Source organism: Microbulbifer rhizosphaerae (genome assembly GCF_014191725.1).
Taxonomy (GTDB): domain Bacteria; phylum Pseudomonadota; class Gammaproteobacteria; order Pseudomonadales; family Cellvibrionaceae; genus Microbulbifer; species Microbulbifer rhizosphaerae.
The window spans coordinates 226,868-248,001 of the sequence record NZ_JACHWZ010000007.1 but is presented as its reverse complement, the minus strand read 5'-3'; the positions used below and the strand labels follow the sequence as shown (position 1 = coordinate 248,001).

Here is a 21,134-nt window from a genome sequence, read left to right as displayed (position 1 = left end):
ATGGACAGGCTGGATAGGAGGAGCCGGATGAGCGGAGACGTTCACGTCCGGTTCTGTGAGCGCCTCGGGGGGAGGGTCCCCGGGGCGACTCGACTCGTGCTGGGCTGTGAGCACGAAGCGGACGGTGAGCGCCTGATGAAGGCGCTGCCAAAGCGCTTCGAGAAGTACGGGCTGAGCATCCATCCCGACAAGACTAAAATGGTGCGCTTCAGATGGCCGAGTAAACTCTCAGCTAAGAGTGGGAATGGCACATTCGACTTTCTCGGATTTACTCACTACTGGGGCAAATCACGAAACGGCAACTGGGTGATCAAGCGGCAGACGATGAGAAAGCGACAGAAGCGCGCCATGCGCAACCTGTACCTCTACTGCCGCAACAGCAAACATGACCCGATCAAGGAACAGCATCAACAGCTGTGTTCAAAGCTTCACGGGCTGTACAACTACTATGGCATCCGGTGTAACTACCGGGCGCTGTGGATGCTATACCAGCACGTGAGAGATTGCTGGCGCCGCTGGCTTGGCCGGCGGACGAGAGATGGGCACATAAGCTGGGAGAAGTTTGCGAAATTCTTGATGAGATGGCAGCTCCCCAGACCCAGGATCACAAAGATGGTGTAGGCAATGCTTGCCGGGCACATGGTCATACGTCAGAGTGGTGCCAATACTCTGATTACTGAGGAACCGGATGAGTTAAAGCTCACGTCCGGATCTGTGGGGGGCGCCGCCCGAGAGGGCGGCTCCTACCCGGAACGCAACGGCGGGAAGCAAGGTGGTTTTCTCAAACGTTAGGCGTGCGGCGCGAAGTATTGAGAATGCAGGATCAGAGAAACTCTCTATCAGCTTCATTTGTAGCAATGGTTGTCGTCTAGATCTTGAGCTAGTACCAGGTCAAGTAGTGGAGTTCACTGCGGGCAGTTCTGAAGCAAAGATTGTCTTGCATCATGGTGATCCTTCGAACCTATTGATAATTAAGCCAGAATCTGCGTCCTGAGAGGCATAATTTCTTACTACAAAATCCGATTGTGGAACAGCTCAGCATGCGTTTGGAGCAGATTCCATTTGTTTAAGGCGATGAATGACGAATGCATCAGCGTGTTTTTACCTATATCACCAGCATGATCAGCTGCTGATTTTGGATCGTCCTGATGGGAACTATGTAGAGCCACAACAAGCGACTGTGACCCAAAGTCAGCCCAATAATCCAAGCCGCAGTTTTTCAAACGTCTCAGCAGATCTCGCCACTCCGATGTGCCCTCTGCTTGCCCAGGCAACAATAGCTCGACGATGTTGAACAGTAAGACAGCTGTATCAATCCAGAATAAAACCCAGTTGACGTGCCTTCAGCACAGCCTGCGTGCGGTTATCACAGCCAAATAGTACCAGTATATCTGACACATATTCTCTGACAGTGGCGGGAGAGATATTGAGCTGTGCTGCTATCTCCTTGTTTGGCAGACCAAGCACCAGCAGCTCCAGGGTATCAACCTGGCGTGGTGAAAGTGCGACAAGATCGTCGTTATCGTGTCCACTAATAATGACCACTTCACCTTCCATGACTTCCTTCAGCGCTTTGACCATTGTCGCTTTGGAACTGGTTTTGGCAATAAAGCCATCAGCCCCTAGCTGCAACATCTGCTGAATACTGGCCTGATGATCAATAGTGGATACGACCACCAGCGGCAGCGCAGGGTAACGGGCTTTGATCTCCTTCAGACCATTGAGCCCACTGGTGCCTGGAATATGGATATCAAAAAGCACCAGAGCAATGTCCCGGTGAGCGGTCAGGGTAGCTTTGGCTGTAGAAAAGTCGCCCGCCTCGATGACTTGAACGGCGGGAAATGCCTCCTGCAATAATAACCGTAAACCATCCCGATAGAGTTCGTGATCTTCGGTTATCAGTACCTTAACTGTCATTCGTATGGCTCATTCTGGCCGATCTGCCTCTCCGCTTAACAGCAGATCCTTACCGGGAGTGTAATTTATCACTTCCAGCTCCCTCCCACCATATTCACTTATGCGGGTGTGAGGCTCAACTGCGACCGGCGACGCCTGAGAGCAACGTTCAGCAGAGCGCGTAACTGAGAGGGGAGAACAGCGGTAGATAGAGCAATCCAGTTATCCGGCAGGGGGGTATCGGGATCACAGACACAGGCCGCCACAGTCTGCTGTGCCAACATGCCTGCAGCCTCTGAAGACAAAGACGCACTTCTGAGGCTGGGATACTCGCATAGCAGTACAGAGGCGGGTGTACTGGACTGACGCGCCGCCTCGACGGAACTGAACGTCAATACTGAGCAGTGCCATCTTTCCAGTCGCTCTATAAGAGAATCCCTGAGCTCGTTGTCCTGAAAAACCAGTGCTACTACTGGCATATTCTCGGCAGGTTTAACCGTCTCATGCTGACTCGGCGAAACCTCTCCCAATCGTGGCACGCTGATTGTAAAAATGCTTCCCTTTCCCGGAACGGATGTCATATTCACCGGATGGTGCAGTAATTCAGAGATATGTTTGACGATGGACAGGCCGATACCGGAGCCATCCGTCTGTTTTGGATCTCTGGCCGAACGGTAGTAAATATCAAAGATATGATTCTGGGTTTCCTTATCAATACCACACCCGGTATCCAGTACCTGGATAACAACGTTCTCGCCCCCGCGCCGACAGCCTACAATCACTTTTCCTGAATCAGTGTATTTAACCGCATTGGAGATCAGGTTGCGCAGTATCCTTTCCAACAGCACCGGATCACTGAATACTTTCAGGGAGCATGGTTGAAAGGAAAGTTCAATGTTCTTTTCTGCCGCTAGCATCCGGTACTCATGTTGTAACCGGAAAAATAGATCCGAGAGATTTACCGGTTTTAGCTCGGGTCTTATAGTCCCGGATTCCAGCTTGCTCAAGTCCATGATGGATTTGAATGACTCGCTCATCTGCCGGTGCGTATTTTTTAACCGGTCAAATATTTTTGTTCCATCCAAACCATGAATATGTGGCCTTAAATACTCCAGAAAAATACTCATCGAATTGAGCGGTTGGCTCAAGTCGTGGCTGCTCTGGGCGATAAAGCGGGACTTTGCCTGGCTGATGTATTCCGCCCTCAGTTTCTCCTCCCGCAAGGCCCGTATAAGCAGTATCAGGGCAATGGTATGCAGGAACATGTGCACTATCTGTATATAGAGAACGTGGATCATTTTGTAGGAAACAGTCACTTCCCCGAGGGTTTCCCGTGGGCCCTGGGTCACCCAGGCCACCTGCAGTATGGACAGCACCATGGGAAACCACCCGAGCAGATAGATGATGTAGTAGCTGCCCTCGGTGCGGACCTTGGCAACACCCGAACCGAGAATAACCAGCGCCACAATCAGATAGCTCAATGCCGCAAGGCCCATGTTTACCTGGAATGGCAGGACCAGGCTGGCAACGCAGAGTAAGAGCGTTGTTAGCGCGGCTCCGGAAAACGCGTAGTACCACTTTCCCGAGTTGCGGTTAAGCTTGAGAAAGCTCCCAGCGAACGCCAGTTGTGACAACATGGTCGAGTAGATCAATAACCAGAACAGCGCCGTCTTTTCATAGGTCGATTGCCACAGGATCGCGGGAATGCTGCTGTGTTCCAGGTAGTAGGCAAGCTGCAGAACTGCAGAAAATGAAGCCCAGAAGAACGCTTTCTCTCTGGTTAACAGCCAACAGGTCAGGCCAAGCAGGATAAGGCCGAGAATCATCCCTACTGCAAGTTTGTAGGCAAAGTCCTGCTGAGTTTTCCAGGTCTGGTAATGGCGGTCGCTCATCAATGCGATGTACGGATGCCAGGCGGCGTGGTGCGCTTTCAGTTCAACTACCATGAGGTAGGACTTTCCCGCCGGCAGCCTGACCTTCACCGCCCGGCCGATGGTATTGATATCCGTGCCACTTTCGTAGCCTGAGTTACTGAACGTTTTGATTGTCTGCCCGCTGCCATCCCGTATCAGGACCCTGGGCTGCAGAAAACCGAAATTGCTGATGTGCAAAACCCAGTTGCTGTTTTCCGTGCTGTTCTCGATGCGCGTGTATAACCAGTACCGGTGGTGCAGACGAAAGTCCGGGTCGAGGCCGAAGGTGGGTTCCTGCGGTACCAGATCCGGGGCATTGTCCAGTGCCACACCCTCCGGCGCGGGTATAAAGCCGGAGGAATGATTGAGAGATGCCAGACCGTAACGAGTATCAGTCCGTGTTAACTCTATAGGTGAGAAGCCGTTGGCCACCTGCACGGGGAAAGCCGGGCTCTTTGCCTGGGTGGGACTAAACACCATCAGCAGCACCACCACCAGACTACCGATCAGGGCCGGATAGAATTTGGATAAGTATCCAGGCAGGCACAAGGCTTGTCGATTCATGCTACTCCCCAAAGTACCTCTCGAAAATCCAGTGGTAACAGTGGCTTACGGGGGTCAAAAACAATGGTATGCAGTAGGCCGGAGATTCGGAGCGATTGCCGATTGAGTCAGAGGCTCTCCAGGCATTGAGCCACGCTAACATGCCAAGCTCCCCTGGTTCTGTCAATGCCGCCTGAAATGGTCGTCAGCTGGCTTACCCCGACATCTGTCGGGTACTCGCCTGCCTCTTTAAGAGGTAATGTAGACCGGTTGACTTAAGATGTAATGGGAAAGGCGAAATTCTATTTTCAAGGAGAACAGCCCGCTGGTTGTTGGCTGCTTTTTTACCAGTCTTACTAAATGCCTATGGGGGAGGTTTCGGTGGCTCTGATGGACCGGATGAAGTGGACAACCCCACACCACATAGAGGACAACACCGTCGGAAGAGGATGAGCCCACACTTGATTGGTACTGGAAAACAGCTCGGGGGTGCCTGGATCCCCGCTTTTGCCGACATGACCAGGATGTTGTGGTCATTCCGAGGGTCACTGGTATCTCCCCTTTTTATCTGCACTGTAAGAGCGGTCCCCAGGGACGCCGAGCTCCAGATCGACTGGCGGGCCTCAGGCCCGCGCGTGGTTTGATTTGTGGCCGCGCTGAGAGCCGGGACCGCGGCCATGGAGAAGCGGCTCTGCCGCTTTGCGGAGCTGGAGCTCCGCGGTCCCGGGTTTATCGCGACCATGGGAAGATTGTATGCCCGGCCTTGTATTAGGATTTCGTATTTTCAAGCTGGTGAAACCGATAAGTAATCAACCAGTAGGCTAAAAAATTTCGGCGTCGCCTCGATAAGAAATTAGCAACCAGATTTATTCGTATGCCAATACTGCCCAGCTCGTTTTAAAGTTGAACCCATAGTCGACCGCATTAAAGAAACCGGAGAAAAAATTGATACAATCAGTTTTATGCTGGAAACGGAATTCACCGTAGTTGGGGTCAAATAAATAATATCCGCGAGCGGGATCCAGCCAAACAGCTATTTCATTTCCAACGGTTTTTCCGTTGACTATTCCCATAAACCAGACTAACGAATATTGTAGCGTTGTGCTGTTTAGGTGGTCTTTAATTTCCTTTCCAATATTTGGATTGTTATTGAGTTCTGATTTTTCTGATTCTTTAGATTTCGTGTGATTGTACCTTAAACCATTATTCTCCAGCCAGGCTCTAATTGCCTGATCCTGGTCAACACCATATGACCAGCTTGCAAAATCGCCCCGAATCTTCCTGACCTCTCTGCCCCAAAAAGTCGTATGCAGAGTCCAACAAAAAATTTGCCAATTTCTTAAGCCAACCCGCTTGGAAAGGTGGTTGCCGTTCTTTGCGTCGCGAATGTAGTGTGCTGCCAGCGCCGCACAAATGCCAGGTCCGCAATCTGCTGTAAGCCAAGTTCGCCATGAGCGCTGTGTAAAGCTCCATGTTTTTCTGCCTTTGCATGCCTTCAAATAAGTTTTTACGAAGCTATTCATGTCTCACCGCCATTTTTTCCACAATTGATCGGCTCTCAGGTGAAATGCCTGTTATCTATACGCTCTATGAGCCGTTAAAGTTGCATAGTGGTGGCATTTTCACTTAGGCTGACTGAGATAGAAGAATTCAAAAGAGCAACTGTTTTCGTAACTACTTACCCACAGGGAACCCGCGCCGGTTTAAGGGAACCACCTTGTAGGAGCCTGCTTGCAGGCGAATGACTACGGAGCTCTGTTCTTGTTCGCCTGCAAGCAGGCTCCTACAGGGAGTGGGTAGCTACCTGTTTGCTTTGAAATGTAATTTTCTACCCATAATTTGGCTTGCTTCGCTTGGAGCATACAGACAAGGACAATAAGTTAGGAGAAGAGGCACGGGCAACCCGACAAATGTCGGGTAAACACAGGAAAGTAGGATGTTTAAGACGCCGGGAAGTGGCCCTGATTATTTTAAGCCTTCAAACAGGCTCTCAGCGCAGCGACCTCCGCTCCTTCAACCAGCTGAACCCCAGCAACAGTATCAACGCCAGTGCAATCCAATACCGCGGCAGCGGATTGCGCGGGACCTCTATATCCGCAGCCGGGCCCAGGCGGGCGCTGGCCATTTGCCTGGTGTCGGTGTGCGCTATGGCCCGCTGCCACTGCGGCCAGGCGTTGCGGGGAAATACGTAGAAATCGAATTCGCCGTTACCGCCGTCGATGCGATGCCAGCCGGCCTGTTTGGGCCACCAGGAATGGCAGGCACCACCGCCATCGGAGGGAAGGACCACACCGGTCGGCGGATTCCCTGTTCCTTGGTTGTCCACCGCGGCCAATTTCGGCGTCGCCTCGGAAAAAGCCGTGCTGCACAGGGTTACCCGCTGCTGCTCGCGTGGTAGTCGGGTTCGCAGTTTTATCGGCGGTCGGCTGCCGCGGTGGGCCAGCTGGTGGTCGAACAGGGTTTTCCACAGGCGGGCGTAGTCCGCGGCAAATCCGGCGGTGATCCAGCGGTAACTGCGGTCGAAGAGCACAAAACCCAGCGATTGGCCAGGATTGTTGCGCGCCCAGTAAATCGGCTGGGCACCGAGTTCGATATCGCCGGGACGCGTTTGTTGCGGTTGGTAGCCGGCCAGCGCCAGCAGTGGCATTTCTCCACTGCTCGCCAATGGATTTTCGATCTCGGAGTTATCGGCGGGGGCGAGCGGCATTCCTTGCGCATGGGCGTAATCCCGAAAGCCCCGCGGAGCCTCGGCACTCACCAGCCACAGCAGGGATTTTCTTTCGGCCAGGGCCGGCAGTAGCCGGCGTTGCGCGGGGCTCAGTTGCGGCCACAGGTGGCTGTCCAGGATCAGCAGATCGAAGGGGCCATTGGGGTCGAGCAGCTGTGGGGTTTTTGCGTCCAGCCCGTTGAAAGATTCCCGCCGTATGATTTCCGGCGCCAGCTGAGTAACTACCCGGGCGGGGGCGCCGGACTGGCGCAGCCAGCGCGACAGGGCGGCGGTCTCAAATCCCGGGCGTGCCAGCCACAGCAAAATTCTCGGCGCCTCCGGCGCATGCACTTGGACCGGCAGTGGCTCACGGCGCACGATGGTGCCGCCGTCGGCTTCCGTCTCGATACGCAGTTGGTAGAGCCAACGGCCGGCGAGTTTGGGTGTGTCGTTGAGAACCGCCGCGCCACCTTCCGCGGACAGCACTGTACTGTCTACCTCGCCGCCAAACGGATCTTCAAGAAACAGCCGGCCCGCGATACCACTACCGTGGGCGATGCGCAGCTGCAAGGGTTCGCCCAGTGATAGCCGCTGCGGCCAGTTCACCTGCCAGCCGGCAGCGTCGCTCTCTGTTTCCACACGCAGTCGCATCGGCGGCAGGTCGCGCAGCGCGTCCCGGCTTTGCGGCAGTGCAATTTGCAGCGCGGTGGTGTCCGCCGATGGCAGCAGCGCGGGGGGATTTACCAGTGCCCAGACCAGTCCCCAGATGGCGATCTGCAGCAGCATCGCGCCGGCGCGATGCGCACCGCCTTTTTCCCGGCGGGCGGTCAGCAGCAGGGAAATTCCCAGGGCGGCAAAGCAGACGGCGGCGATCCAGAAATTCATTCGCGTCCTCCGCCTTGTTCCTGCAGCCAGTTGTCGAAACTGCCTGTAGTAGCGCGCTCCCTCGGCAGCGACGGCTGCGCCTGCGGCGCCGGCAGCAGCTGGTACAGCAGCGCGGAAAGCTGCCGGCGGCAGTCGGTGCAATCCGCCTGCTGTCGGTACAGGCGCAGGCTTTTCGACAGTTCCACGCGCAATTGCGGTTGCTCGCGCAACTGCGGCAGTGACAGCAGTTCCTCCGCCGTGCCGTCATCCAGCGGGTCGTCTGCGCGTACCCGCTGCAGCAGCTTCAATAGCTGTTCGCGCTCACTGTCGCTACGCGTGGTGTTTACGCGCGGTGGCTTTACGCCGTCCCGCTCGCCGCTGAGGCGTCGATTCTGATCCAAGGCCGGCGGCTCGAAACCCACACGCTGCAGATAGATGCGGGAGGCCTGCTGCACTTCCTTGATGTAACGCAGGGCAGTGTGCTGGTGGGGCAGGGAGGCGCGGGGGTCGATCACCGACAGTTCACGCCAGGAGCTCCACATGGCATTCAGGGCGCTGCGCAGCAGCTCCTTGGTCTGCGGATCGAACAGGGTTGCGTGTTCCGAGGTGTCGTGACTGTGGCCCGCGGCGGCGATTACACCGCTGGCATCGCCGAACTGTTGTGCCGGGGCTTCGTGATCGTCTCCGTGATCTCCGTGGTTTCCATGGTCTTCGTGATCCCCGTGGTCTTCCTGTTCCTCCCCATGTGCGTCTACGCTTTCGCCGTGCGCTTCATGGTGGGGTCCGGATTCATCATCGTGTTCCAGCGCCGAGTCCTCCTCGCCGAGGAAATGGCCGTAGCGCATACGCAGCAGGTTCTGCTCGTGGGCCAGGGATTCCGAGCGTTTGCGGAAATCCCCCTCGCTGAGCTGTTCCCGTTCCGCCAGCAGCGCCTCGGTATCGATGATCAGCTGGCGCTGGCTGCGGAAATACTCCGGCAGAACCTTGATCGCCATGCCCTCGGCATCACTGAGCCCGAAAATCTCCGCCTGTGGCCAGCGGATAATAAAGTGCTGGCTCTTCTGCGGGTTTGGCTCGGGTTCGCGGTTGTCGCGCGCCTGCAGGAACCAGTAGAGTTCATCGCCGGGCTCGATCTGGTACCGCTTCACCGGCATGTTGAAGTGGTAACGCTTTGCGCCTTCCGCGGTGTCGGTCGGCTCCAGTTTTATTCTGTCATTTCGGAAGCGGACATTTTCGCCGTCGCCGCTCGCCAGGGTGATCAGCAGATCGGTTTCCGCCACCTGAAAGTCGTCCGTCACCTCGACATCGACCTGCAGTAGCGACGACGCCTCGCTGCCGGCGTTGATCGTCGTCACATTGTCCCGTGGCAGGCTGAAGGAGAATTCCGGCGCGCGATCGGCATCGATCTCGATATTGTGAATCTGCGGCAGCAGTATTTCTTCCTGCCCACTGTGCACGGACAGCTGGTAAAAATCCGCTTCGGGCAGCGTCCGCGTCAGTTGCCAGTGGCGGCTGGGCAGCGTTTCCTTAGGGGAAAAAGCGAAATTCTCGCGGGCGGCGAGCATCGTCAGCGCGCCGGCGGGCGTATTTAATGTGATCCGCCAGGTGATACGGGACTGTTCCGGCGCCTTCACTTGCAGTGACTGGGTCAGCGCGGGCAAGCCGGTGTAGGCGGGCGGACGGATTTCGGTAACGGCCTCCACCACCTCGATCGACGCCGCTGCAGCAGCGGCTTGCGCGCCAGGCATCTGGCCGGGCGCATCGGATTGTGGCAGCGTATTGGCGATGACAAATACCATCAGGCCGAAGCTGGCGCCGATGGCATTGGCTACTGCGTTGCGGTGCCAAGGAGGCCGGAAATTCTTCAGTGCGCTGTTATCTCGCAACTGTTGCAATGCGGCGGCAGTGCGTTGCCGCTGTACTTGTGCCAGCGACCCGAGTGTATCCGGTGGGTTGTTCAGTAGTTGACTGCTGTCCTGCAACACTGGAAAGCGGCCGTCCAGCTTGCGGCAGATTTCGGTCGTTGAGAGGCGCCAGTTTCGATCCAGCAGCAGGGCCAACGCGATCGCTGTCAGGCACGCGAAGAGAATCCAGCCTGGCCACTGCAGTTGCGTAATGCCGATTGCACTGGTCCCGGCGACAACCGTTGCGAGCCAGAAATAGGGCCACAGACTGCCACCGCGCCAGCGGCGGGCCGCGCGCCGCAATAATTGATGGGCGTGATCAGTCATGGCCGTCACTCCCCGCTGCGGGTCGTGCAAGTGCGACTATGCGTTCCAGCGCGAGCAGCAGCACAAATGCCAGCAGCAGCCATTGCTCTATCGGCATAAGGCGGAATCGATGCACTTCGGCATCCGCTACCGCAATGCCCGGCGGTGTATCGATGGACCAGAGGCCGCGGCCGCGCGCCTGCAGCGCCCAGTCCTGGGCGCACCACTGTTGCCACAGTTTTTCCGGCAGATCCGGACGGTGGAAAAAATCTGCGCTGTGCCAGTCGCGCCCGTAGCGCAGCCAGCTGCCACGGCCCAGTGCGGCGGCTTGCAGCGCTTCGCCACCGGCGATTTCGACAAACTGTATTTCCTCCGTAGGCTGCACCCGCCGGTCGGTAATAAGCAGGCCGCCATCGCGGATAAATTGCTGCAACGCTACGGGCAGTTCGCCGGCTGTGTCGTAAATCAGCCAGTCCTGCTCGCTTGCGCCTGCCAGGCTGGCAGCGGTGAGCTTTTGCAGTTCCAGTTGCGGCGCCGCGGTACCCTGCAATTGCCGCAGCACCGCTTCAAGCCAGGGGGGACCTTCGCCCAGCAGCGCCAGCCTGGGCAGGGGTGAAGAATTTTCTTTACTCCCGTTCTCCAGCGCGTGCCACTGCCAATACGGACTGACCGAGAGAGCGCCGTGACCGCTTGGGTTTTGCGCGTTGCGCAACAGGATATGGGCGCGGCGGAATTCCCCGGCATCGGCGAGATTGGAAAGCGTACGCCAGAGATCCGGCGCCTGCGGCCGCGATTCACTGATAAGCATGGGATCGGGCAATAGCCACAGAACGGAGGCGAAGCCGGGGCTTTCCCCCAGGAATGTTTCCAGTTCGGCGCGTTCGATACGCGGGTCCACCAGCAGCACTTTTTCGGATGCTTCGTTGTCCCGTTGCAACAGCGGCTGCGCGAGCAGAATGGCGAGAAGCGCGAACAGCAGCAGCCTCAACAGCAGCAGCCATTTTTCCCGCAACAGCAGTCGTTTTTTGTGCTGGCGTTTCCTCTGCAACCAGTGCACGGCGGCGAAAGTGATTTCCCGTGTTGCATCGCGCCGCAACAGGTGAATCAGCAGCGGAATCGCCAGGGCGGCGAGCAGCCAAAGCCATTGGGAGGACTGCCAGAGCATTTCAGCCGATCCTCGAATGCGCGTCGACAAAATGACGCAGGGACTGCTCCAGCGGCTGCTCTATGGCGACGCTGGTCAGCGGGCATTCCTGCGCGGCGAAACGCGCGGCAAGCGCCTTTTGCGCGGCGCCGAATGCGCGCAGGTAATCGGCGCGCTGCCGGCGGGCACTGAGTTCGGTTACAGCGGGTGATTCCGGATCGCGGATTGTCAGTTCGCCGTCGAACGGAAATGTCTCCTCGGCTTCCACCAGCAGCTGCAGCGGCAGGCAGGGCCTACCGGCAGCGTGCAGGCGGCTGGCGAAGGCGCTGATCTCTCCGCTACGTTCAAAAAAATCGCTGACCAGCACCACCTGGCAGCGCTGTTCAAACCGCTTCCAGAGCGGTGCCAGTTGGTCTTCTCCCGGCCAGTGGCCCATTGCCTGCAACCGTTCAAGTTCCAGCGAGACGCGCCGGTGGTGCCCCTCGCCCTGGCCCTCCGGCACAAAGCGGGTACCGCCGTCGTTCAGCGCCAGCAGGGAAAAGCGGTCCCCCTGGCGGTGCAGCAGCCAGCACAAGGTCGCGATCCAGCACTTTGCGTACTGCAGTTTGTTCAGTTGCGGATGGATAAAACTGGGTTGCGCCATGGAGGTGCTGGTGTCGAGGGCGATGCATACGTGCATCTGGCTCTCCTGTTCCGCCTCGCGCACATAGTAGCGGTCCGAGCGCGCGAACAGTTTCCAGTCGATATGGCGGATGGAATCGCCGGGCTCGTAGCTGCGATATTGCTGGAACTCGATACCGGCGCCGCGTCGCTGGCTGTGCTGCATTCCCAGCAGCATGCCCTCGGCGATATGCCGCGACAGCCAGACGAGGTCGCGGGTGGCGGCCAGCGTCAGCGGGTCCGTCAGTTTCAAGGTATTAGTCTCACGGTATCAGTCCCGCCCGGGTTCCGGCACGCTGTCGAGCAGCTCCCGCAGCAGTTGCGGAACCGTGACGCCGTCCGCCTGGGCGTGGAAGCTGAGCAGGATGCGGTGGCGCAGTACCGGCAACAGCAGCGCTTGAATATCCGCGCGGGTGACCGCGAGGCGCTGTTGCAGAAACGCACGCGCTTTTGCGGCGAGAATCAGTGCCTGGCCGGCCCGCGGCCCGGCGCCCCATTTGATCCACTGCTGTAATTTCGGATTGGTGCTCTCGCCGGTGCGGGTCGCGCGCACCAGGCGTGCGACGTAATGATAGAGATCGTCGCTGACGTGGATCTCGCGCACCAGCCGCTGCATTTCCAGCAGTTCGGCGGCGCCCAGGCAGGGCACGGGCTTCTTCGCGGCGCCGCCGGTGGTCGCGCGCAGAATTTCGATCTCGTCTTGTTCCGCCGGGTAGTCGATATGAATATTCAGCAGGAAGCGGTCCAGCTGCGCCTCCGGCAGCGGGTAGGTGCCGGCCTGTTCGATCGGGTTTTGCGTCGCCAGCACGAAGTAGGGTTCCGGCAACGCCGTGGTCTCGCCGGCCACGGTGACCGCGTATTCCTGCATCGATTCCAATAGCGCCGACTGGGTCTTCGGTGGTGTGCGGTTGATTTCGTCCGCGAGCAGGATGTTGGTAAAAATTGGGCCGCGCTGGAATTTGAAGAAGCGTTTGCCGGTGGAGTGATCCTCTTCGAGAATCTCGCTGCCGAGAATATCCCCGGGCATCAGGTCAGGTGTGAATTGCACGCGCTTGAATGCCAGCTCGGTGCAGTCCGCCAGGGTTTTTACCAGCAGCGTCTTGCCCAGCCCGGGTACACCCTCGAGCAGCGCGTGGCCGCGGGCCAGCAGGCAGATCAGCAGCTGGTCCACCACTTCCCGTTGACCGACGATGACTTTGCCAATCTCGCTTCTGAGTTTTTCCAGCCCGGTCAGGCGCTGCTCTATTGTTTCTTCTATGGTGCTGTCAATGGTATTTGGCATGGGAATTCAGCTTGTCAGTGCGTAGATAACGATGTTCACGGCGAACTTGGTGTTGTCGATGGCGAGCCAGCGTTTGTTGCGGTAGTCGTAGTCCCACTCGCAACCGAAGTCCTTGTTGCTGTAGAGCACCGCGATGCGGCCGTCGACGATAATGGCCTTCAGGTAGTCGTGCACCAGGTTGTCGCCCCAGCCGTTCAGTTCGAAGCTGGTCACCGGCAATTCGTCGAACTGGAAGAAGCAGTTGTAGAGGTCGTGATCGTGGGGCAGTTTCTGCAGGCAGTCTTCGCCAAACAGCTCCGCCATCTGCGCCTCGAAGGACTTGGCGAAGAGACCGTCGATATCGTGGTTGCAGTCGTCCACGAAAACGAAGCCGCCGCGGTTGGCGTAGTCGCGAAAATTGCGCGCCTCCGCGGTGGTGAACTCCAGCAGCTTGTGCCCGGACAGGTAGCAGAAAGGCGCCAGCAGCATTTCCGGGTCTGCCAGCGGCACTATGTGTTCTGTGGGGTCGACTTTCAGGTTGGTGTATTCCACCAGGGAGTTCAGCAGATTGGACGGCATGCGTTGGTCCACGTCCCAGTCGCCGGATTCGTACATCAGGCGGGTGAAGTGGAAGTCGTAGTGTTGCTCCGGCTGTGCGCGTGTGCCGACTGGCAGGAGAGCACTGCTGGTCAGAATCAGGTTTTGCAGGAAGTGTCTGCGGGTTAGCGGCATGGTTTTACAGCACTAAGTCTTCGATCAACTTGTAGGAGCGGCCGTTGGCCGCGATCAGGTTCCAGAGAGGTTGGAGAGGCCGATCGCGGCCAACGGCCGCTCCTACAAATCTGTCGATTCAGCCGAGCTTGCGCTTGGTATTGATTACGTTCACTCCATCAAACCGCGTCGTCGAGCTGCCGTGAGACACGGCGCTGACCTGGCTCGGCTGGCCCTTGCCGTCGAAGAAGGAGCCGCCCAGGCGGTAGTCGCGCTCGTCGCAGATCTGCGAACAGGAATTCCAGAATTCCCGGGTGTTCGACTGGTAGGCGACGTCCTCGACCATGCCGGTGATCTTGCCGTCCTCGATCTCGTAAAACAGCTGGCCGCCGAACTGGAAGTTGTAGCGCTGCTGATCGATGGAGAAGGAGCCGTCGCCGATGATGTAGATCCCTTTTTCCACATCCTTGATCATCTCGTCGACACTCAACTTGTCCTCGCCCGGCTGCAGTGACACGTTGGCCATGCGCTGGAATTGCACGCTGGACCAGCTGTCGGCGTAGCAGCAACCCTGGGACTCCTTCTGCCCGAGCATATGCACCTGGTCGCGGATCGCCTGGTAGTTCACCAGCACGCCGTCCTTGATCAGATCCCAGCGCTTGGTCTTCACGCCCTCGTCGTCGTAGCCGACCGCACCGAGGGAGCCGGGCTGTACCTTATCGGCAAAGAGATTGACCTTGTCGCTGCCGTACTGGAATTTGCCGTCGCGCCATTTGTCGATGGTGGCGAAGGAGGTGCCGGCGTAGTTGGCCTCGTAGCCCAATACGCGGTCCAGTTCCAGCGGATGGCCGACGGATTCGTGGATGGTGAGCCACAGGTGGCTCGGGTCCAGCACCAGGTCGTACTTGCCGGGTTTGACGGACTTGGCCTTGAGCTTTTCCTGGGCCTGCTGTGCGGCCAGCTTGGCGTCCTCGACCATATCGTAGGAATCGCGGTACAACACCGTCTGTGACTGTATCTTGTCCTCGGCGCGGCCGTCGAGATATTCGAAACCGTGGCCCACCGGCTGGCCCAGGCCCTGGCGGGTGCGGAAGCCGCCGTCCTTCTTGTCCACCGCGGTGACTCTGAACGGCGCCCACAGGCGGTGCACGTCCTGGTCGACATAGGAGCCGTCGGTGGAGGCGAAATACTTTTGCTCGTTGACCAGGTACAGCATGGAATTGATGAAGCTGGCACCGGCATCCAGTGCGGATTTGTTCACTTCCATCAGCAGGTCGACTTTCTCCGCCAGCGGAATCTCCATGGCGTTTTTGCGGATCGGGGTCTTCCAGCTGACTTCACCGTAGCCTTTCTGCTTGGCCAGTTGCACCGGCTCCTTTTGGTATTTGGAATTGGCCTTGGCGGTGGCGACAGCCTGTGCGGTGGCGCGGGCGATGCCGTCCGCAGTCATATCGTTGGTGGCGGCGAAGCCCCAGGTGCCGTTGGCGATCACGCGCACGCCCAGTCCGATGGACTCGGTATTGACCACGTTCTGCACTTTCATTTCGCGGGTGATCACATACTGGTTCAGGTAGCGGCCGATGCGCACGTCGGCATAGCTGGCGCCCAGCTTGGTGGCGGTGTTCAGCGTCGCGTCCGCCAGTTCTTTCTTAACGGCGACGTCCATACCGCTGTGGACCAGCTTGCTTTCCGCCACCAGGTTGCCGGACAGCGGCAGCATGGAAAAGCCCAGGCCGGCGCCGCTCAGCTGGAGAAATTTTCTTCTGTCCATTTCTGAATCCTCGATTCGCTGTGGCCGTTACACGGCGTCGGAAAGGCTGCTGAAGGTGAAGTCGCGCACTTTCAGTGCGGGGATCATCGCCGAGTAACCCCACATGCCCACGCGCTTGGCGCGGCCCATATCCTCGATGTTGTTCAGCATGATCACCGGGCTTTCGTTGAAGCGGAAATTCTTGATCGGGTATTTGATCTTGCCGTTTTCGATATAGAAAGTGCCGTCGCGGGTCAGGCCGGTGAGCAGCAGGGACTGGGGGTCCACCATGCGGATATACCAGGTGCGGGTCACCAGTACGCCGCGGCGGGTGTTTTTGATCAGTTCCGCGGTGGACTTGTCGCCGCCGATCATGATCAGGTTGTTCGGCTGTGGAATCGCCTTTTCCTTTTCCTTGGATTGACTGGCCCAGTAGCGGCTGCGCGGCAGGTTCTTCACCACGCCGTCCCTGATCCAGTCGACGCGCTCCAGGGCCATAAAGTCGTCCTCCGCCCAGGGCATCGCCGGCACATCCGGGTCCGCCGGGTCCGAGTAGATATGCACGCGTTTGTCGAACATCTTTTCGCCGATGCGGTTGCCGCCGCCCTTCCTGCTCATAAAGCTGCGCCCCTCGTCGGCGCTGCGCGCGTCGTAGTTCCACATCATAAAGCCGACCAGCCCGGATACCGCACTGGGCTCCAGGATCACTGTGTATTTGCCCGGCTCCAGTGCGCGCGCCTCCTGGGACTGCACCGCCTTGTCGATGGCGATATTGGAAACGGCGCCGGTGTTCATGGCGGAGAAATCGGAAACGTCACTCTGCGCCCAGCCGGAACCCAGGCCGTTTTCGGTGCGCATGGTCACGGTGAAATTCGCCGAGGTGGAAACGTGGTAGCCGAACAGGCCCTTGGTGTTGGCCACGGCGGCGAAGGAGCGCGCGTCTTCCAGGTAGCCGGCGGCAATCACCTTTCTCTCCCTGGCTGCCATGATGGAGTCGGCCGCTGCCTTGGCGCGCTGGTCCGGAGTGATGTCCGCGGTGGATTTGGCGAAGCCGTTCACCTTCGGGTATTTCTGCTCGTCCAGCAACGGCATGGCCTCCGGGTTGTCCGGTGACAGCTTGGCCAGCTCCTCGGCGCGGCGCATGACTTTTTCCAACGCCGCATCGCTGAATTCGTTGATGGTGGCGATACCGGACTTCTTGCCGAAACGCGCCTCCACCGCCAGTTCGATATCATTGACGATACCGCTGGTGGAAACACTGTTGCGCGCGTAGCGGATATTGCCGGTCTCGGCGCCGGTGAGCTGGGCACTGGCCGCTTCGGCTTTGCTGTATTTCAGCACCTTGTCGAGAATTTGTTTCGCTTCACTTCTGGATAAAATTGCCATTTTTTTTCTCCACTGAACTTATTGTTCTCTGCCTGCTTATCATTTCGGCTTTCGCCGGCATAACGACGTGGCGTTGTAGGAGCCTGCTTGCAGGCGAAAGGCTACGGAGCTCCGTTTCTGTTCGCCTGCAAGCAGGCTCCTACATCGGTCCCGAGGGCTAGCCGATATTGCGCTTGGTGTTGATGACGTTGATCTTGTCAAAACGGCTGGTGGAGCAGCCGTGGGACACGGCGCTCACCTGGCTAGGCTGGCCCTTGCCATCGAAGAAGGTGCCCCCCAGGCGGTAGTCGCTGCTGTCGCAGACGGCGGTACAGGAATTCCAGAACTCCTGGGTGTTCGACTGGTAGGCGACGTCCTCCACTTGGCCGACAATTTCGCCATCTTTTATCTCGTAGAACAGCTGGCCGCCGAACTGGAAGTTGTAGCGCTGCTGGTCGATGGAGTAGGAGCCGCGGCCGAGAATATAGATGCCTTTCTCCACGTCGCGGATCATGTCCTTCGCCGAATACTTTTCCTTCCCCGGCGCCAGGGACACGTTGGGCATGCGCTGGAATTGCACACTGGACCAGCTGTCGGCGTAGCAGCAGCCGTGGGATTCCTTTTGGTCGATCATATGCACTTGGTCGCGGGTGGCCTGGTAGTTCACCAGAATGCCATCCTTCACCAGGTCCCAGCGTTTGGTCTTCACGCCTTCGTCGTCGTAGCCGACCGCACCCAGTGATCCCGGTTGCACCTTGTCGGCGAACAGGTTGACCTTGTCGCTGCCGTACTGGAATTTGCCACTGCGCCACTTGTCCAGGGTGGCAAAGGAGGTGCCGGCGTAGTTGGCCTCGTAGCCGAGTACACGGTCCAGCTCCAGCGGGTGGCCGACGGATTCATGGATGGTGAGCATCAGGTGGGAGGGTTCCAGCACCAGGTCGTACTTGCCCGGCTGGATGGATTTGGCGGACAGCTTGGCTCTCGCCTGCTCCGCGGCGAGGCGCGCGTCCTCGGCCATATCGTAGGAGTTTGTATACAGGGTGGTCTGGCCGTGGATCTTGTCCTCCGCGCGGCCGTCCAGGTATTCGTAGCCGCGGCCGACTGGGTCGCTGAGGCCGTTGCGCGTTTTGAAGACACCGGTCTTCTTGTCCACTACGGTCACTTCCATCGGCGCCCACAGGCGGTGCACGTCCTGGTCGATATAAGAGCCGTCGCTGGAGGCGAAATACTTCTGCTCGTTGACCAGGTACAGGGACGAGTTGATAAAGCTGGCCCCGGCCTTGAGCGCGCCGTTGTTCACCTCCATCAGGAAGTCGACCTTCTCGCCGATGGGTACCTCGAAGGCGTTCTTCCCGATCGGCGTCTGCCAGGAGACTTCGCCGACCCCTTTCACCGGCGCCAGCTGCACCGGCTCCGTCTGGTACTTGGCATTGGCCTTGGCCACGGCCACCGCCTGGCGCGCCGCGCGAGCGATGCCGTCCGGGGTCAGGTCGTTGGTGGCCGAAAAGCCCCAGGTACCGCCCGCGATTACACGGATGCCGGCGCCGAAGGATTCGGTGTTGACGATATTCTCGACGTTGGTTTCGCGGGTCAGCACGAACTGGTTGAGGTAGCGGCCGATGCGCACATCGGTGTAGCTGGCGCCGGCCTTTCGGGCTGTATTGAGCACGACGTCGGCAAGGGCTTTCTTTTGCCCCATATCCAGGCCATTGCTGGCCAACTGCTCCGCGGAGACCGGAATGCCGTAGACCGGCAGCAGGATACCGCCGGCGCCGACACCGGCGAGTTTGAGGAATTTTCTTCTTTGCATGGCACCTCCACAATATTCCCGATCGGGCCCGGGGGAGGGGCTGTGCGAGCGCGGAATCGGGACTGCTGTTTATTGTTATTGCCGGCCGTGGACAAATGATTCCGCAGGAATATGCGAGATTCGCGCCAGTGTAAAGTGGCCGGTCGTTGAGGCGACAGGGATGGGGGGCGAGTCGAAGTCACAGGGAGCGCGGTGGGAGCCTGCCTTGCAGGCGAATCGCCAGCAGGGCTGGCTCCCACAGCCCCCCCCGGGGATTAGATTTCTGCGCGCTGGCACACCTCGTCGAAAGTGGTTTCGATCAGCAGCCGGCCGTCCCGGAACACCGGCCGCAGCAGGTTCTCGCAGTCGCCCAGCGCCTCCAGGTGGATGGTCTCCATTTCGCCCCCATCTCCACACACCAGCGCCAACCGCCCGCGCTTGGATTTCTTCTCCGGCCCGGTTACCGGATTCTTGTACACGTCGTGCCATTGGCCATCGATGCGGATGGCGCTGGCCTTCATCGCGAAGCTCAGAATGTCCCGGTGCAGCTTCTGCAGCAATTCGCCGCCCATGCCGAAAGTGACGTTGTCGGCGCTCTGTTTGCGCTTCTTCATCGCCTGCAGAATTTTGGGAATGGAACGCCGGGAAATGCCATCACCCTGGATGATGCGGATAAAGTCCGGCAGTATCCGGTAGCCCTTGCTGTTCACCCGGCAGCCGAAAATGCGCATCAGCCGCTCCAGGCTTTCGGTGACGATCTTTACTGGCTCGCCGGAATTCGGCCTGACGACCACAGTGCCGCCGTTGTCGACTACTCGCTGCTTGAGTACGCCGCCCCAGATATTCTCGATCGCGTTCCAGATGTCGTAGCTGTCGCTGACCACCGCCACCAGTTTGTCCGGCCCGGCGAACTGGTCGAGCATATTGGCGTAGGCGTCCGCCTCCCTTTCCTTTCCCCAGGCGGTCATGGTGCTGTGCTCGGCGGCGGGGATCGAGTAGCCGGCCATATCTGCGCCGTAATATTTTCGCGCCGCCACCAGTCCGGACACCGTATCCGTGCCCTGGAAATTCACCAGGTGCGCCATGCCGCCGAGCATCGCCGTCTCCAGGCTGCTGGCGCCGCGGGCGCCGAAATCGTGCAGCTTGAACGGCAGGCCATCCAGGGAATCTGCGGTCTCCTCCAAGTAACGGGCGATGATCTTTTTGATCTCACGGCCCTGGGTGGCCACGGTCACCGGGTACCAGATGGCGCGCACCAGCGCGGTCTCGATATAGGTGGTGAGCCAAAAACAGGCGGGGCAGGTGTTCACCACCTGCAACATCACATTGTGCAGCGGCACCACCGTGCCCTCGGGTACCGCGGATATCTCCAGTGGCAACAGGCCGCCGTGTTCCTCGACGATGTGCTCCCAGCCGGCGCGGTGGCAGGGCAGGCCGTGGGCGTGCAGTATGGCCTCCGCCTCGTCGATATCCGCGGCGGAAACCGGCTGCTGCAGGTACTGCTTGATAAATGCCTGCAGCCCGAAAAACACCGCCTCGGGAAATTCGCCGCCGCGGCACTCCATGTAACTGCTCACATACTCGGAACCCGGCGGGTACTGGAGGTAGTGGCTGGCCTTGTAGCTGTCGACGTTGAGGATCAGGTTGTGTTCGGTCATCAACGGATTGTAGTTCCGCGGCCGCTCAAATTTTGCTCAGGCAGTGTCGCGGGGCCAAGAAAGGCGCACGGCTTTTCGTTCTCCTCTCCCCTTTATTTGGCGTGTATTTCTTTATAAAAAGAATTTCATCAATTATTTATTGACCCTGTGTATACGGATGTGTACTTTTGTATACATCACGATGAAAGGGAATCGCCATGCTCAATAAGAGCCAATCCATATCGGCGCGCCTGTCAGCGGAAGACTACGCCTACCTGATGTCCATCGACCGCAACGGTGCCGTTACCCAGAGCGAAAAGGTACGAGAGCTGATCGCCATGGCGCGGGAATCCGTCGGCATGATGAGCTTTGCCCGCGCTTACATCGCCTCAGCCGAAGCCGTACTGCCGATCAAGGCCCGCTGCACCGACGAACAAAAAAGAAGCCTGCCGGTGGAAGCGCTGCTGGAACTGCTCGCCGAGAGCGCGGCTGCCGTGCAGGCTTGCGTGGATGAAGAAGAACTGACCCCCGCTCTGGAGCGGAAAGCGCTGCCGGCGATAGAGGCTTTCCTGGAGAAAATTTTGCTGGTGGCGGCGCAGGAAAATCCGCGCGTCGCCAACCCGGATTCCGCACTGCGAATAAAAAAACAGATCGATAATCTGCTGAACAAGTAATTCAATTAAT

General features: G+C 58.4%; 15 protein-coding genes. 2 read left to right on the top strand and 13 right to left on the bottom strand.

The features are described 5' to 3' along the window. A partial coding sequence (locus tag FHS09_RS09605; RefSeq protein WP_221191897.1) for an RNA-dependent RNA polymerase family protein occupies positions 1-621 on the top strand: 621 nt, incomplete at its 5' end. Between the two features lie 690 nt (positions 622-1,311). On the opposite strand, the gene FHS09_RS09600 is transcribed toward FHS09_RS09605, so the two are convergent. The 13 genes from FHS09_RS09600 to FHS09_RS09540 form a co-directional block, all read right to left on the bottom strand. Then, positions 1,312-1,917, bottom strand: a complete 606-nt coding sequence (locus tag FHS09_RS09600) for a response regulator transcription factor (RefSeq protein ID WP_183459216.1) — start codon at positions 1,915-1,917, stop codon at positions 1,312-1,314. 98 nt (positions 1,918-2,015) lie between these two features. Further along, positions 2,016-4,373 (bottom strand): sensor histidine kinase, encoded by a 2,358-nt coding sequence (locus FHS09_RS09595; RefSeq protein WP_183459214.1) that lies wholly within the window; start codon positions 4,371-4,373, stop codon positions 2,016-2,018. 845 nt (positions 4,374-5,218) lie between these two features. Further along, entirely contained in the window at positions 5,219-5,875 is a 657-nt protein-coding gene (locus tag FHS09_RS09590) for a YopT-type cysteine protease domain-containing protein (protein ID WP_183459212.1), read from the bottom strand. A gap of 467 nt (positions 5,876-6,342) precedes the next feature. After that, entirely contained in the window at positions 6,343-7,944 is a 1,602-nt protein-coding gene (locus FHS09_RS09585; protein ID WP_183459210.1) for a hypothetical protein, read from the bottom strand. Next, positions 7,941-10,154, bottom strand: coding sequence for a DUF4779 domain-containing protein (locus FHS09_RS09580; RefSeq protein ID WP_183459208.1), 2,214 nt, complete (start codon positions 10,152-10,154; stop codon positions 7,941-7,943). Before FHS09_RS09580 ends, FHS09_RS09585 begins: the two co-directional genes overlap by 4 nt. Beyond that, a complete protein-coding gene (locus FHS09_RS09575; RefSeq protein WP_183459206.1) occupies positions 10,147-11,298 on the bottom strand; it encodes a BatA domain-containing protein in 1,152 nt (383 codons plus the stop codon). Before FHS09_RS09575 ends, FHS09_RS09580 begins: the two co-directional genes overlap by 8 nt. Position 11,299: 1 nt before the next feature. After that, positions 11,300-12,190 carry a DUF58 domain-containing protein gene (locus FHS09_RS09570; protein ID WP_183459204.1) on the bottom strand — a complete coding sequence of 297 codons (891 nt, stop codon included), beginning with the start codon at positions 12,188-12,190 and terminating at the stop codon, positions 11,300-11,302. Positions 12,191-12,208: 18 nt separating this feature from the next. Further along, on the bottom strand, positions 12,209-13,219 hold the full coding sequence (locus tag FHS09_RS09565) for an AAA family ATPase (RefSeq protein ID WP_183459202.1): 1,011 nt from the start codon (positions 13,217-13,219) through the stop codon (positions 12,209-12,211). 6 nt (positions 13,220-13,225) lie between these two features. Further along, positions 13,226-13,930: a DUF4159 domain-containing protein gene (locus FHS09_RS09560; protein WP_183459200.1), complete on the bottom strand. Its 705-nt coding sequence runs from the start codon at positions 13,928-13,930 to the stop codon at positions 13,226-13,228. 118 nt (positions 13,931-14,048) lie between these two features. Beyond that, positions 14,049-15,680, bottom strand: coding sequence for a TldD/PmbA family protein (locus FHS09_RS09555; RefSeq protein WP_183459198.1), 1,632 nt, complete (start codon positions 15,678-15,680; stop codon positions 14,049-14,051). Between the two features lie 27 nt (positions 15,681-15,707). Then, positions 15,708-17,045, bottom strand: coding sequence for a TldD/PmbA family protein (locus tag FHS09_RS09550; protein ID WP_183459195.1), 1,338 nt, complete (start codon positions 17,043-17,045; stop codon positions 15,708-15,710). 157 nt (positions 17,046-17,202) lie between these two features. Further along, positions 17,203-18,834 carry a TldD/PmbA family protein gene (locus tag FHS09_RS09545; RefSeq protein ID WP_183459193.1) on the bottom strand — a complete coding sequence of 544 codons (1,632 nt, stop codon included), beginning with the start codon at positions 18,832-18,834 and terminating at the stop codon, positions 17,203-17,205. A 254-nt stretch (positions 18,835-19,088) separates the two neighbouring features. Continuing rightward, positions 19,089-20,471 carry a nicotinate phosphoribosyltransferase gene (locus FHS09_RS09540; RefSeq protein ID WP_183459191.1) on the bottom strand — a complete coding sequence of 461 codons (1,383 nt, stop codon included), beginning with the start codon at positions 20,469-20,471 and terminating at the stop codon, positions 19,089-19,091. A gap of 197 nt (positions 20,472-20,668) precedes the next feature. Between FHS09_RS09540 and FHS09_RS09535 the strand changes: the two genes are divergently transcribed. Further along, positions 20,669-21,124, top strand: coding sequence for a hypothetical protein (locus FHS09_RS09535; protein WP_183459189.1), 456 nt, complete (start codon positions 20,669-20,671; stop codon positions 21,122-21,124). Positions 21,125-21,134: the final 10 nt, after the last annotated feature.

Excerpts from the sequence above, each read along its gene's own strand:
- FHS09_RS09550 (WP_183459195.1), bottom strand. The coding sequence starts at position 17,045 with ATGGCAATTTTATCCAGAAGTGAAGCGAAACAAATTCTCGACAAGGTG.
- FHS09_RS09580 (WP_183459208.1), bottom strand. The coding sequence starts at position 10,154 with ATGACTGATCACGCCCATCAATTATTGCGGCGCGCGGCCCGCCGCTGG.
- FHS09_RS09595 (WP_183459214.1), bottom strand. The coding sequence starts at position 4,373 with ATGAATCGACAAGCCTTGTGCCTGCCTGGATACTTATCCAAATTCTAT.
- FHS09_RS09535 (WP_183459189.1), top strand. The coding sequence starts at position 20,669 with ATGCTCAATAAGAGCCAATCCATATCGGCGCGCCTGTCAGCGGAAGAC.
- FHS09_RS09590 (WP_183459212.1), bottom strand. The coding sequence starts at position 5,875 with ATGAATAGCTTCGTAAAAACTTATTTGAAGGCATGCAAAGGCAGAAAA.
- FHS09_RS09555 (WP_183459198.1), bottom strand. The coding sequence starts at position 15,680 with ATGGACAGAAGAAAATTTCTCCAGCTGAGCGGCGCCGGCCTGGGCTTT.
- FHS09_RS09565 (WP_183459202.1), bottom strand. The coding sequence starts at position 13,219 with ATGCCAAATACCATTGACAGCACCATAGAAGAAACAATAGAGCAGCGC.
- FHS09_RS09560 (WP_183459200.1), bottom strand. The coding sequence starts at position 13,930 with ATGCCGCTAACCCGCAGACACTTCCTGCAAAACCTGATTCTGACCAGC.
- FHS09_RS09600 (WP_183459216.1), bottom strand. The coding sequence starts at position 1,917 with ATGACAGTTAAGGTACTGATAACCGAAGATCACGAACTCTATCGGGAT.
- FHS09_RS09575 (WP_183459206.1), bottom strand. The coding sequence starts at position 11,298 with ATGCTCTGGCAGTCCTCCCAATGGCTTTGGCTGCTCGCCGCCCTGGCG.
- FHS09_RS09540 (WP_183459191.1), bottom strand. The coding sequence starts at position 20,471 with ATGACCGAACACAACCTGATCCTCAACGTCGACAGCTACAAGGCCAGC.
- FHS09_RS09545 (WP_183459193.1), bottom strand. The coding sequence starts at position 18,834 with ATGCAAAGAAGAAAATTCCTCAAACTCGCCGGTGTCGGCGCCGGCGGT.
- FHS09_RS09585 (WP_183459210.1), bottom strand. The coding sequence starts at position 7,944 with ATGAATTTCTGGATCGCCGCCGTCTGCTTTGCCGCCCTGGGAATTTCC.